Below are 12,809 nucleotides of genomic sequence, written 5' to 3' on the forward strand. Positions count from 1 at the left end.
CTCGCCCACCGCGCACAGTGCGTCACTCCCACTCGATGGTGCCCGGCGGCTTGCTCGTGATGTCCAGCACGACCCGGTTGACGTCGTGAACCTCGTTGGTGATCCGGGTGGAGATCCGCTCGAGAACGTCGTATGGCAGTCGCGTCCAGTCCGCGGTCATCGCGTCCTCGCTGGACACGGGGCGGAGCACGATCGGGTGCCCGTAGGTGCGTCCGTCGCCCTGGACGCCGACGCTGCGGACGTCGGCGAGCAGCACCACCGGGCACTGCCAGATCTGGCCGTCGAGCCCGGCGGCCGTTAACTCTTCGCGCGCAATGGAATCCGCGTGACGCAGCAGGTCGAGCCGCTCCTGGGTGACCTCGCCGATGATGCGGATGCCGAGCCCGGGGCCGGGGAACGGCTGGCGTCCCACGATCTCCTCCGGCAGGCCCAGCTCGCGCCCCACCGCGCGGACCTCGTCCTTGAACAGCAGGCGCAGCGGTTCCACGAGCGTGAACTGCAGGTCTTCGGGCAGGCCGCCGACGTTGTGGTGGCTCTTGATGTTGGCCGTGCCGGTGCCGCCGCCGGATTCCACGACGTCGGGGTACAGCGTGCCCTGCACGAGGAATTCGACCGTGTCGCCGTGCGCGGCGTTCTCACCGAGCACGTCGCTGACGGCACCCTCGAAGCTGCGGATGAACTCGCGGCCGATGATCTTGCGCTTGGTCTCCGGATCGGACACCCCGGCCAGTTCACCGATGAAGGTGTCGGCCGCATCGACCGTGATGAGCCGGGCGCCGGTGGCGGCGACGAAATCCTGCTCGACCTGCGCACGCTCCCCGGCCCGCATCAGACCGTGGTCGACGAACACACACGTCAGGTTGTCGCCGATCGCGCGCTGCACGAGCGCCGCCGCGACAGCGGAGTCCACACCGCCCGAGAGTCCGCAGATCGCCTTGCCGTCGCCGACCTGCTCGCGGACCTGCTCGACGAGGGCGTCGGCGATGTTCGCGGCCGTCCAGGCGGGGGGAATGCCGGCGATCTCGTGGAGGAACCGGCTGAGCACCTGCTGGCCGTGCGGCGAGTGCAGAACCTCCGGGTGATACTGCACGCCGGCGAGCCTGCGGGCCCGGTCCTCGAATGCGGCGACGGGTGCGCCCTCGCTGGTGGCCGTCACCTCGAAGCCTTCGGGGGCCTCGGTGACCGCGTCGCCGTGACTCATCCACACGGGCTGACTGGACGGCAGCCCCTCGTGCAGCAGACCGCCCTGCACCTTCAGGTCGGTGCGGCCGTACTCACGGGTGCCGGTGTGTGCCACCGTCCCGCCGAGTGCGCCGGCCATGGCCTGGAATCCGTAGCAGATGCCGAACACCGGGACGTCCAGATCGAACAGGGCCGGATCGAGCTGGGGCGCCCCGTCGGCGTAGACGCTCGACGGCCCGCCGGACAGCACCACGGCGAGCGGATTCTTGGCCGCGATCTCCTCGACGGTCGCGGTGTGCGGGACCACCTCGGAATAGACCTTGGCCTCACGCACCCGCCGGGCGATCAGCTGCGCGTACTGCGCGCCGAAGTCGACGACGAGGACCGGTCTCTGTTGCTCGATATCTGCCACCGGATCAGTCTAATCGGCGCAGCTCTGTGGTCTGCGCGACCCCACGACCCGGCCCTCGCCGGCGCTATGCAACGCCGTGCTTCCGGGTGTCGGGCAGCACCGAGCCGTTTCGGATCTCGACGATCGGCAGCACCAGCGCGGCGGGCGCGCCTTCCGGGACGACCGGCTTGATCGGCGCGACCGGGTTCAGGCGCCGGTATCCCTCCCCCTGCGCCGGACGCAGATCCACTTCACCCTTGTTCGGCCACAGCGACGCCGCACGCTCGGCCTGCGCCGAGATCGTCAGCGACGGGTTGACGCCCAGGTTCGCGGACACGGCCGAACCGTCGACCACGCTCAGCGTCGGGTAACCCCACACCCGGTGGTACGGGTCGATGACGCCGTTCGACGGTTCCGACGCGATCGTGCAGCCGCCGAGGAAGTGCGCGGTGAGCGGGATGTTGAACACGTCGCCCCAGGTGCCGCCTGCGCGACCGTCGATCTTCTCCGCGATCCGCCGGGTCGCCTCGTTGCCCGCCGGGATCCAGCTGGGGTTCGGCTGACCGTGGCCCTGCTTGCTGGTGACCTTGCGCCGGCCGAACAGGCCCTTCTTCGTGTACGTGGTGATGGAGTTGTCGAGGTTCTGCATCACCAGCGCGATGATGGTGCGCTCGCTCCACTTGTACGGGGTGAGGACCTTCAGTGCCGTCGGATCCTTCGCGAGTTCCCTGAGGAACGTCATCCACCGCCTGCCGCCGCCGTCGGTCAGCAGCGTCTGCAGCATCGCCATCGAGTTCGACCCCTTGCCGTAGCGCACCGGCTCCACGTGGGTGTCGGGCGTCGGGTGGAACGACGACGTGATCGCGACGCCCTTCGTGAGCTCGAGCGCGGGGTCCACCTTGTTCTTGGCGGCGCCGAGGATCGACTCCGAGTTGGTGCGGGTGAGCACACCCAGCCGGTCGGAGATCTTCGGCAGCGCGCCCGACTCCTTCTGGTCGAACAGCAGATGCTGAGTGCCCCACGTGCCGGCGGCCAGGACGACGTTCGCCGCGGTGTACGTCTTGCGGTTCCGGTTCTTCCGCGGCCCGCTGCGCCGGGTGAACACGTCCCAGGTGCCGTCGGACGCCTCGCGCAGCCCCTTGACCGTTGTCATCGGGATGATCTCCGCGCCGGCCTTCTCCGCGAGGCCCAGGTAGTTCTTGAGCAGGGTGTTCTTGGCGCCGTGCCGGCATCCGGTCATGCATTCGCCGCATTCGATGCATCCGGTGCGGTCGGGGCCGACGCCGCCGAAGTACGGGTCCGGCACGGTCTTGCCCGCTTCTCCGAAGAAGACGCCGACCGGGGTCTGGATGAACGTGTCGCCTACGCCCATGTCCTCGGCGACCGACTTGATGATCTCGTCCGCGGGGGTCATGTGCGGATTCTGGACGACGCCGAGCATCTTGCGGGCCTGCTCGTAGTGCGGCGTGAGCTCGTCGTGCCAGTCCGTGATGTGCGACCACTGCTTGTCCTGGAAGAAGGAGGCAGGCGGCTTGTAGAGGGTGTTCGCGTAGTTGAGTGACCCGCCGCCGACGCCGGCGCCGGCGAGGATGAGGCAGTCGCGGAGCAAGTGGACGCGCTGGATGCCGAAGAACCCGAGGGCGGGCGCCCAGAGGAACTTCCTGAGATCCCAGCTGGTCTTCGCGAAGTCCGCGTCGGCGTAGCGACGGCCCGCCTCGAGGATGCCGACCTTGTACCCCTTCTCGACCAACCGGAGCGCGGTGACACTGCCACCGAATCCGGAACCGACGATGAGGACGTCGTAATCCGTTGTGCGCTGCTTGCTCATCACTCGACCTCCAACGAACCTGAGTTTATTACTCGCCAGTATGCACCCGGCAGTTGTGACAGCTGCCACAAGGGTTACCTTAACTGTAACGAGAGGTATCAGGAACGGTCGCGATACCCGCAAACGCACGTCGCCCGATGCCGTACCGGCGCAGTTGAACTGCACCGATGCGACATCGGGCGACGAGAGAAGCAGTGACGGACGTACGCCTCAGGCGCGGACCGTCAGGCCTACTTTCTGGAATTCCTTCAGATCGGAGTACCCCGCCTTCGCCATCGAGCGGCGCAGTCCACCGACCAGGTTCAGGGAACCGAACGGGTCGTCCGACGGGCCGGTGAGGACCCGGTCCAGCGACGGCCGGTCACCGAACGAGACCGGCAGCATCGTGCCGCGCGGCACCGACGGGTGCGCGGCGGCCGACGGCCAGTACCAGCCGCCGCCGGGAGCCTCCGCGGCAACCGCCAGCGGTGCGCCCAGGACCGCGGCGTCCGCGCCACAGGCGATCGCCTTCGCGAGGTCGCCCGAAGACGTGATGTCGCCGTCCGCGATGACGTGGACGTAGCGTCCACCCGTCTCGTCGAGGTAGTCGCGGCGGGCGGCCGCGGCGTCCGCGATGGCCGTCGCCATCGGGAGACCGATGCCGAGCACCTCACCGGTGGTCGTGGCGCCCTCGGTGGAGCCGTACCCGACGATCACCCCCGCCGCGCCCGTGCGCATCAGGTGCAGAGCGGTGCGGTGATCGCTCACCCCACCGGCCACGACGGGAACGTCCAGTTCGGAGATGAACGTCTTCAGGTTCAGCGGTTCGCTGTCGCCGTGGGCGACGTGCTCGGCGGAGATGATCGTGCCGTGCACGACCAGCAGGTCGATGCCCGCCTCCAGCAGTTGCGGGGTCAGCGCCCGCGCGTTCTGCGGACTCACCCGCACGGCGGTCGTGACACCCGCGTCGCGGACCTGCGCCACGGCAGCGGCCAGGAGCCCCGGCTGCAACGGTGCCGCGTGCAGTTCCTGCAGCTTCTTGATCGGCGCCTCGACGTCGACGTCCGACTCCGCCAGCGCGACGAGTTCCGCGAGCTTGGCCTCGACGTCCGCGTGCCGGCCCCACAGCCCCTCACCGTTGATGACGCCGAGGCCACCGCGCTTGCCGAGTTCGATCGCGAACGACGGCGACACGAGCGCGTCGGTCGGATGCGCCAGCACCGGGATGTCGAACCGGTACGCGTCGAGCTGCCAGGACGTCGACACCTCCTTGGAGGAGCGGGTCCGGCGGGAGGGGACGATGTCGATGTCGTCCAGCTCATAGGTTCGTCGGGCTGTTCGGCCCATGCCGATCTCAACGAGGTCGCGCACGCGCGCCCCTTTCTCGTGAATCGTGACTGGTTGCTAGCGAGCGGTGTAGTTGGGAGCTTCGACCGTCATCGTGATGTCGTGCGGGTGGCTCTCCTTCAGACCCGCAGCGGTGATCTGCACGAACTGCGCGTTCTGCAGTTCCTCGATCGACGACGCTCCCGTGTAGCCCATGGCGGCCCGCAGACCACCGGTGAGCTGATGTGTGACCTGGGACAGCGGACCGCGGAACGCGACCCGGCCCTCGATGCCCTCCGGGACCAGCTTGTCCTCGGACAGCACGTCGTCCTGGAAGTAGCGGTCCTTCGAATACGACTTGGCGGCCCCACGACTCTGCATCGCGCCGAGCGACCCCATGCCGCGGTAGCTCTTGTACTGCTTGCCGTTCACCAGGATCAGCTCACCGGGCGACTCCGCGGTGCCTGCGAGCAGCGAACCGAGCATCGCCGTCGACGCGCCAGCCGCGAGGGCCTTCGCGATGTCGCCGGAGAACTGCAGCCCACCGTCGGCGATCACCGGCACACCGTGCGGCTTGGCCGCGGCGACCGCTTCGAGGATCGCGGTGATCTGCGGGGCGCCGACACCGGCGATGACGCGGGTGGTGCAGATGGAGCCGGGGCCGACACCGACCTTGACCGCGTCCACACCGGCCTCGATGAGGGCGGCCGCACCACTGCGGGTGGCGACGTTGCCGCCGATGATCTGCACGCGCTCGTCGACCTCGGCCTTGAGCTTGGAGATCATGTCCAGCACACCGGCCGAATGACCGTGGGCGCTGTCGACGACGAGCACGTCGACACCGGCGTCGGTGAGAGCCATTGCGCGGCTCCACGCCTCGTCGCCCACACCCACGGCGGCACCGACCAGGAGCCGGCCGTCGCGGTCCTTGGTGGCGTCCGGGTGCTGCTCGGTCTTCACGAAGTCCTTGACCGTGATGAGCCCGGTGAGCTTGCCCTGGCCGTCCACGATCGGCAGCTTCTCGATCTTGTGGCGGCGCAGCAGTCCCAGCGCCACCTCGGCGGTGACACCCTCCTGGGCGGTGATCAGCGGCGCCTTCGTCATGACCTCGGACACGGCGCGGTTCTGGTCGACCTCGAAACGCATGTCGCGGTTGGTGATGATGCCGACGAGCTGTCCGGCCGCGTCGGTGACCGGGAGTCCGGAGATCCGGAACCGGGCGCACTTGGCGTCGACCTCGGCGAGGGTGTCGGACGGCTTGCAGGTGACCGGGTCGGTGACCATTCCGGCCTCGGACCGCTTGACCGTCTCCACCTGCCCGGCCTGCGCCTCGACGGACAGGTTGCGGTGCAGCACGCCCATGCCGCCTGCACGGGCCATGGCGATGGCCATCCGTGCCTCGGTGACGGTGTCCATCGCGGAGCTGACGAGCGGCACCCGCAGCCGGATGTCCCTGGTCAGCTGGCTGGACGTGTCGACCTGGCCGGGGATGACATTCGACGCCGCCGGCAAGAGCAGGACGTCGTCGTACGTGAGACCCAGCATCGCGACCTTGTTCGGGTCGTCACCGCCGGTGTGTACATGCCCTGCTGAACTTGTCATGCGGTTCGGGCCCTCCATGGAACATAGGTGCAGCGCCGGTGGCGCCGTCTGCGGACATTCAGATCTTCGATCTGGTGAAACTTGCGCGAACACGGATACAGGGAAAAGGCCGGAGCGACGATCGATATTCCCAGCTCCGCACACCATGATATCGGCTCGACGCGATCGCCACGGAGCCCACCCACGCTGGGCGTACGCCGAACGGCTGGCGCAGACCGGGCTGACCTGCGTACCGTGGTGCTGTGCGCGATCAACTGCCTCCAGGTCTGCCCCCGGACCCCTTCGCCGGCGACCCCGCCGACCCGTCCGCAGCTCTCGATGCGATCGAACCGGGCCAGCCACTCGACCCCCACGAGCGTCTCGCCGTGGAGGAAGATCTGGCCGACCTCGCCGTGTACGAGGCGCTGCTGGCGCATCGTGGGATCCGCGGTCTCGTCGTCTGCTGCGAAGACTGCCAGCAAGATCACTACCACGATTGGGACATGCTCCGTGCCAACCTCCTCCAGCTCCTGGTCGACGGCACCGTGCGCCCGCACGAGCCCGCCTACGACCCGACACCCGAGGCATACGTCACATGGGACTACTGCCGCGGCTACGCGGACGCCTCGATGAACGACGCTTTGCACGGAGACGGCTTCGACGCCTGATCCGGCACAACCCGATCCAAACCCTGTACTGACAGACGACTGTGGCCCGACACGCGAAGTGTCGGGCCACAGTCGTCTGTGCGGGTGGGCCGCCTAACCGCTAGCTGGTGGGCGGCAGCACCGGGACCGGGGTCGTCGTGGTGGGCAGCGGCACCGTCGAGGGCTGCTGAGACGGCTGCTGCTGAGTGGGCGGCTGCGTGGTCGGATTGTCCGGCGGCAGTATCGGCAACTGCATGATTGTCGGATCCGGGCTCGTGGACGGCATCGTCTCAGGCGGAAGCGGAAGCTGCGGCGGCGGCGGCGGCAAGGTGGGCAGCTGCGGCAGCGGAATGGGCGGCAGTCCCGGAATCTGCAGATCCGTCGGCAGGGTTCCCGGCAACTGCCCGACTCCCGGCACCGTCGTGGAACCGGATGTCCCCGGCACGGTGGCAGGCAACTCGGTGGCCTGCGTCGGCGCGCCGGTGGTGGTGGTTCCCGGCGCCGTCGTCGCCGGCGGCGTGGTCGGGGCGATCCTCTCGACCTCCGCGGCCAGCTTCGCCCGCCACACGTCGAGTTCGTTGCGCATGTCGGCGTCGCGTACCCCGCCGGCACGGTCGGCGGCGCCGTCGAGCAGGTTCTTCGCCGACTCCGCGTCGCCCGCGGCGATCAGCCGTTCGGCCTCCTGCAGCTGGGACGTGGTGTCGATCTGCGCGACGGTCGAATCGGCCTGCTGGCTGAACACGACCGACTTGACGCTCCACAGCGGATCGCCAGGTTCGGCGTTGTACGAGAAGATGGTGGCGCCGCCCATGACGACCGCGATCGCGGCGGCAGCGCCTGCGATGGGTCGCAACAGCCGGAGCTTGCCGCGGGCGGCGCTGCGTGCGGAACGGGCGTTGTCCGAGGCGTCGATCGCCGCGATCACGTCGTCGAGCAGCGGCCCGGTCGGCATCGGCGTCGACACGATGTCGGCACGCCAATTGGTCAGCAGAAGCGCGAGCTCGTATTGCTCCGGCGAATCCGTTGCGACGGGACCGCCACCGGCGATCGCGTCGATCAATGCGTCGTCGCGGCGCACTGCCGCGACGTCCACCGGTGCGTCGTCTCCTGGGAGATCGGCATCGGGATTGCCGTTGCGCTTCATGCCCCTAGCCAAACCTCTCACCTGCCTTTGTCACTTCTTTTTTCAGTTTCGCGATGGCTCGGTGTTGAGCCACGCGGACAGCTCCCGCGGTACTACCCACGGCCGCGGCCGTCTCCTCGGCTGACATACCGACCACGAGCCGGAGGATCAAGATCTCCCGGTGCTTCTCCGGCAGCGTGCTCAGCAGTTCGTTCATCTGCCTGCTCGCTTCCGAGTCCAGCGCCCGCTGTTCGGGTCCGTCATCGTTGGCTACGACATCAGGTACTTCGGCGACGGGCTCCGACTTGTTACGTGCGGAGTTCCGATGCGCGTCGGCGACCTTGTGCGCGGCGATCCCGTAGACGAATGCCATGAACGGCCGGCCCTGATCCTCGTAGCGAGGTAGGGCCGTCATCACGGCGAGGCACACTTCTTGTGCCACGTCGTCCGCAGAGAGTTGTCCCCTCTCCGCAGCACCGACCCTGGCTCTGCAGTAACGCACAACCAAGGGCCGAATGTTTTCCAGGACCAGAGCTAAAGCGGCCCGGTCACCCTGCGTTGCAGCGGCGACGGCGGAGTCCAACTCCTCGCTCGTGTTAGTCATCGTTGCTGAATATCCTGGCGTTACAGTGGCACCTCCCCCGATGGGTGTGCTCCCGCTCTCAGCGGAACACTCCAAGAGTAACGGTGCGGACCGAACGGTATTCGCCCGGATTCGCACCGATTCGTGAACAACACGGGCCCACGGGGCCCGATCAGCGGTGTCAGATTCGGAAGCGCCCACCTCGCGCCCTGATGAGCGCTTCGCACTCCTCGGACACCGCCTCCGCACGTGAGTCGGACGTCACACCACTCAGCAACATCGCAGCCGCCCACTTCAGGGGTATCAGGCCGTACCGATCGCAGCGGTCGAGCACATCCGCGGCGAGCCGCGCCGCCGGACCGGAATCGGACTCCCCCGTCATCGACGCACTCCGCAGCAGGTCCGATTTGACGTGGTGCCGCACTGATCCGGCGGCCTCCGAAATTTCTGCCGCGGCCTCGGCGTGGCGGCGCGCCGCGGTGAAGTCCCCGTCCGCGAGGAACAACTCCGCGCTCACCCAGTGCCTCCGGACGTGCTGCCGCCACAGTTCGCCGTGGGCGTGCACGTCCAGGTGCTCGGCGCACCGATCGAGCAGCCGCCTGCCCAGTGCGAGCCGGCCGCACCCCAGCGCGTCGGCGGCGAGTCCCGTCATTGCGTCGCACCGCGCCTCCACGGCGAGAACACCGTCCGACGCTCCGGGACCCGTCCCGACGACGGCCAGGGCCCGGCCGTCGAATCCGGACGACACGGCGTGCCAGCCGAGCTGTCTCAGCAGCGACGCCTGCGTGCTCCAGGCGAGCGAGACGACCGCGGGTTCGGCAACCCCGCCGCGCGTCAGGGCGTCCAGTTCGGCGCGGGATCGGCTGTAGTACCCGCGGGCACCCCAGGCCACCGCCCGCATCCAGCGTTCGACGGGAACGTCCGACTCCGGCAGGGGGCTCACGCCCGGATCGGCGCCGAACGCCGCGCGGATCAGTGGATTCGTGACTGCGGAACGGAGAGAGGAGTCGGGCACGCCGAGATCATCGCATCGCCCGCCCTCGCACCGGTCAGGTGACCGCAGCGACGGCGCCCACGGCCGCATCCAGCGCTCCCAGCACCGTGATCGTCCGTGGTAGCGACTGTGTCCGGCAGCCGGGACCGCCCGCCAGCACCGTCAGCCCGGTGCGCCTGCGGCGGATCGCCCGCAGCAGGGAAGGTACGTCGCATCCGGCGGCGGGCAACCAGAGGACGATCACGTCCGGTTCGGCGTTGGTCACGGCGGCGAGCAACGCCGACCGGCACAGTGGCAGCGCGATCCGCGTGTCCACCGACGCCGTGGCCAGGGCGGCGCCCAGGGCCCGGAATTCGAGACCGTACGGGTCCGCGGGAACCGCGTCCGGCGGGTCCGCGGGCACCTGCACGAGCAGGACCCGGCCACCGCCGCCGATCGGTGCATCCAGGGTCATCGTGGACAGAATCCCCGCGACACATTCGGCGAAGACACGGACGCTCACAGCGGCAGCGTCGGAATTCCTGCCGTCGTCCGCCCATTCGAGCACCGGAGCGACCACCGTCGTCCACATGGAGCTGAATCCTCGCTCCGCGACCGCCCGCACGACGATCCGGCGGATGGTCACGACGTCTCGCGCCAGCAACGCACCCGACAAATTGCGGACGGCGGCCTCCGCGTCGGCGAGGCCGGAAAAGGACGACAAAAGGTTCGACGAGCCTGTTTTCGTCCCGTTCACCGAGTTGTCATCCAGATTTTCGCCGCCCGGCCGGCGGCCGCTTTCTGACGAATATGTAGCCATTGCGTTAATCGCATATCTCGCGGCCTCCGCGGAGTTTGCACCACCGTCCAGAGCCTGTTGCATGCATTCGAGCCGGGCGACGTCGCGCGACGTGTATCGCCGGTGACTTCCCTGCGGGTGGACGGAGGGGCCGATGCCGTAGCGGCGGTCCCACGTGCGAAGCGTCGACGGTGCCACCCCGAGCCTTCTGGCCAGCGCGGATACCGACATCGTGGGTCCCTCGTCCGGAGATCCGGAGGGGGTCTGCGTTTCAGGCTCCGCGGGCTGGGGCACCCGCACATCGTTACCCGTACCCCAAGGTCTTTCAACCCGAAACGGAAACACGGAAACGCGGGAAAGTAAATATTTTCCAGGTTAACTTTCAGCTCGTGGGATATGTAAATCCCCACTGTGAACAACTATTGACGCGATTTCCGAACCGACTCTACGGTTAGCAACGTGAATGATTCAGCGGCTTGAACGTCGAGCCCACGGTCCGCTCGCCGCCCGAGGCGAGCTTGCAGCTAAGGAGTCCACATGCCTGCACCCAACCACCTTCCCGGCCCGAACGCGGATATCTGGGATTGGCAGATGCACGGACTGTGCCGCGGAGTCGACTCCTCGATGTTCTTCCATCCCGACGGGGAGCGCGGCCGTGCCCGCGCACAGCGGGAGACCCGTGCGAAGGAAATGTGCAGACGCTGCCCGGTCCTCGCCCAGTGCCGCAATCACGCGCTGAGCGTGTCCGAGCCGTACGGGATCTGGGGTGGAATGTCCGAAACGGAACGCGAGATGCACGCCCGGCACAGACGCGGCCGGATCGCCGTTTGACCGCTCGCCCACACTCATCGAGGGACCCTCGCCGCCGTGCGAGGGTTCCTCGCGTCACTTCGATCCCCTCGCCACCCATCCACGGCGACTCGGTCTCCGAATGCCTACCGGCTGGAGGAGATGAGCGGACATGCACGCTACCGTGGTTCTCGATGAAGCGAGACGAGCGCTGGTGACGAACCACGAGGGCAAAACCCCGGCAGACGACGTGTGCTCGGCGGACGCGGCCGGGGCACACAGCGCCCGGGCCACCGAATCCGCGGAGCTCCACGACACCATGGCCCGCGTGGCGAACGGGGACGCCGACGCATTCGCCGAACTCTACGACCGGACGAGCGCCCGAGTCCACGGCATGGTCCTGCGGGTGCTGCGCGACCCCGGGTACGCGGAGGAGACGACGCAGGAAGTCTTCCTCCAGGCCTGGCGCACCGCGTCGAACTTCGACCCGGCAAAGGGTTCCGTCATGTCGTGGCTGATGACACTCGCGCACCGCCGGGCCGTCGACCGCGTGCGCTCGGAGCAGGCAGGCACCGACCGCGAGTCCCTCTACGAGACCACCAACATCGCGGGGCCGTTCGACCACGTCACCGAGGAGGTGACTCGCCGGCTCGAGCATCAATCGGTGCTCGTCTGCCTCGACTCGCTCACGGACATGCAGCGTGAGTCCGTTGCGATGGCGTATTACGACGGCCGCACCTACCGGGAGGTCGCCTCCCACCTGGGGGTCGCGCTGTCGACGGTGAAGACGCGCATCCGTGACGGATTGACGCGTCTTCGCGGCTGCCTGGGAGGTCTGTGACATGAACGACGAACTCGTGGGCATGGCCTACCCGTACGCACTCGACGCACTCGACGACACCGAGCGCCGCGAACTCGACACCGATCTCGCAGGCACCGACGGGGACACCCGCTCCACGTTCACCGACGAGGTCCGGCGGATCCGCGAAGCGTTCGCGGTGGTGAGCGCGGTGGGCGCCGTCGAACCGCCGCCACGGGTGCGGATCCGGGTCCTCGATGAGATCAGGCGTCCCGCGCCCGCGCCGACGTCGCTCGCCGAGCGTCGCTCCCGCAGGCGGCGCTGGCAGATCGCCGTCGCCGCCGCCGCGGCCGTCGGGGTGCTCGCCGGCGGAACGGTGATCGTCCGGCAGCTCACGGAAGGCCCGGCGCCCACAGTCTCGGAACAGGTGCTCGACGCCGCCGACATGCACTCGTCGACGAGTCCGATCGCGGCAGGCGGGTCCGCGACCGCCAGCTACTCGAAGTCGCAGGACGCCGTGGTGTTCGTGATGGACGGTGTCGCCCCGCCCAGCGCGGACACCGTGTATCAGCTGTGGTTGATGCCCGAGTCCGGGGACGCCCCGGTGCCCGCCGGAACCATGTCGGCCGGCGACATGCAGCCGACCACGACGATCGTCCTCGACGACGTGGGGTCGATGTCGAAGCTGGCCGTCACCGTCGAACCGCCCGGAGGGTCACCCCAGCCGACGTCTGAACCGTTCGCGGTGCTGCAACTGAGCTGATCCGGCCGCCGCCGGACACAGAGAAACCCCCGCGCGGTGATCCGCA

Annotated in this window: 12 protein-coding genes; 4 read left to right on the forward strand and 8 right to left on the reverse strand. The window is 68.4% G+C overall.

The genetic code is table 11. The features are described from left to right. Nucleotides 1-22: 22 nt before the first annotated feature. From guaA to guaB, 4 genes are all read right to left on the reverse strand, one after another. Nucleotides 23-1,594, reverse strand: a complete 1,572-nt coding sequence (guaA, locus tag CJ179_RS06090) for a glutamine-hydrolyzing GMP synthase (protein WP_015889967.1) — start codon at nucleotides 1,592-1,594, stop codon at nucleotides 23-25. A gap of 64 nt (nucleotides 1,595-1,658) precedes the next feature. Continuing rightward, nucleotides 1,659-3,401, reverse strand: a complete 1,743-nt coding sequence (locus tag CJ179_RS06095) for a GMC family oxidoreductase N-terminal domain-containing protein (RefSeq protein ID WP_072945781.1) — start codon at nucleotides 3,399-3,401, stop codon at nucleotides 1,659-1,661. A gap of 210 nt (nucleotides 3,402-3,611) precedes the next feature. Then, nucleotides 3,612-4,751, reverse strand: a complete 1,140-nt coding sequence (locus CJ179_RS06100; RefSeq protein ID WP_072945780.1) for a GuaB3 family IMP dehydrogenase-related protein — start codon at nucleotides 4,749-4,751, stop codon at nucleotides 3,612-3,614. 33 nt (nucleotides 4,752-4,784) lie between these two features. Next, complete coding sequence (gene guaB / locus CJ179_RS06105) at nucleotides 4,785-6,308, reverse strand: IMP dehydrogenase (RefSeq protein WP_005239781.1); 1,524 nt, start codon at nucleotides 6,306-6,308, stop codon at nucleotides 4,785-4,787. A gap of 242 nt (nucleotides 6,309-6,550) precedes the next feature. Here guaB and CJ179_RS06110 point away from each other — a divergent pair, with 242 nt between their 5' ends. After that, nucleotides 6,551-6,955 (forward strand): DUF5319 domain-containing protein, encoded by a 405-nt coding sequence (locus CJ179_RS06110; protein ID WP_005239778.1) that lies wholly within the window; start codon nucleotides 6,551-6,553, stop codon nucleotides 6,953-6,955. 100 nt (nucleotides 6,956-7,055) lie between these two features. On the opposite strand, the gene CJ179_RS06115 is transcribed toward CJ179_RS06110, so the two are convergent. The 4 genes from CJ179_RS06115 to CJ179_RS06130 all read right to left on the reverse strand — a co-directional run bounded on the left by CJ179_RS06115 (nucleotide 7,056) and on the right by CJ179_RS06130 (nucleotide 10,643). Beyond that, nucleotides 7,056-8,099 carry an anti-sigma-D factor RsdA gene (locus CJ179_RS06115; protein ID WP_095860902.1) on the reverse strand — a complete coding sequence of 348 codons (1,044 nt, stop codon included), beginning with the start codon at nucleotides 8,097-8,099 and terminating at the stop codon, nucleotides 7,056-7,058. Next, a complete protein-coding gene (locus tag CJ179_RS06120) occupies nucleotides 8,083-8,661 on the reverse strand; it encodes a sigma-70 family RNA polymerase sigma factor (RefSeq protein ID WP_072945778.1) in 579 nt (192 codons plus the stop codon). Before CJ179_RS06120 ends, CJ179_RS06115 begins: the two co-directional genes overlap by 17 nt. 160 nt (nucleotides 8,662-8,821) lie before the next feature. Further along, nucleotides 8,822-9,655, reverse strand: a complete 834-nt coding sequence (locus tag CJ179_RS06125; RefSeq protein ID WP_072945827.1) for a hypothetical protein — start codon at nucleotides 9,653-9,655, stop codon at nucleotides 8,822-8,824. 34 nt (nucleotides 9,656-9,689) lie between these two features. Next, complete coding sequence (locus CJ179_RS06130) at nucleotides 9,690-10,643, reverse strand: MerR family transcriptional regulator (protein WP_244163587.1); 954 nt, start codon at nucleotides 10,641-10,643, stop codon at nucleotides 9,690-9,692. 306 nt (nucleotides 10,644-10,949) lie between these two features. On the opposite strand from CJ179_RS06130, the gene CJ179_RS06135 reads away from it, so the two are divergent. From CJ179_RS06135 to CJ179_RS06145, 3 genes are all read left to right on the forward strand, one after another. After that, nucleotides 10,950-11,243: a WhiB family transcriptional regulator gene (locus CJ179_RS06135; protein WP_005239766.1), complete on the forward strand. Its 294-nt coding sequence runs from the start codon at nucleotides 10,950-10,952 to the stop codon at nucleotides 11,241-11,243. 130 nt (nucleotides 11,244-11,373) lie between these two features. Then, nucleotides 11,374-12,042 carry a sigma-70 family RNA polymerase sigma factor gene (locus tag CJ179_RS06140; RefSeq protein WP_095860903.1) on the forward strand — a complete coding sequence of 223 codons (669 nt, stop codon included), beginning with the start codon at nucleotides 11,374-11,376 and terminating at the stop codon, nucleotides 12,040-12,042. A gap of 1 nt (nucleotide 12,043) precedes the next feature. Continuing rightward, complete coding sequence (locus CJ179_RS06145; RefSeq protein WP_095860904.1) at nucleotides 12,044-12,763, forward strand: anti-sigma factor domain-containing protein; 720 nt, start codon at nucleotides 12,044-12,046, stop codon at nucleotides 12,761-12,763. The last annotated feature ends 46 nt before the right edge of the window (nucleotides 12,764-12,809 follow it).

Source organism: Rhodococcus sp. ACS1, assembly GCF_002300155.1.
Taxonomy (GTDB): domain Bacteria; phylum Actinomycetota; class Actinomycetes; order Mycobacteriales; family Mycobacteriaceae; genus Rhodococcus_F; species Rhodococcus_F koreensis.

Coding starts and splice junctions, on each gene's coding strand:
- CJ179_RS06095 (WP_072945781.1), bottom strand. CDS start 3,401: ATGAGCAAGCAGCGCACAACGGATTACGACGTCCTCATCGTCGGTTCC.
- guaB (WP_005239781.1), bottom strand. CDS start 6,308: ATGACAAGTTCAGCAGGGCATGTACACACCGGCGGTGACGACCCGAAC.
- CJ179_RS06120 (WP_072945778.1), bottom strand. CDS start 8,661: ATGACTAACACGAGCGAGGAGTTGGACTCCGCCGTCGCCGCTGCAACG.
- CJ179_RS06130 (WP_244163587.1), bottom strand. CDS start 10,643: ATGTCGGTATCCGCGCTGGCCAGAAGGCTCGGGGTGGCACCGTCGACG.
- CJ179_RS06135 (WP_005239766.1), top strand. CDS start 10,950: ATGCCTGCACCCAACCACCTTCCCGGCCCGAACGCGGATATCTGGGAT.
- CJ179_RS06140 (WP_095860903.1), top strand. CDS start 11,374: ATGCACGCTACCGTGGTTCTCGATGAAGCGAGACGAGCGCTGGTGACG.
- CJ179_RS06145 (WP_095860904.1), top strand. CDS start 12,044: ATGAACGACGAACTCGTGGGCATGGCCTACCCGTACGCACTCGACGCA.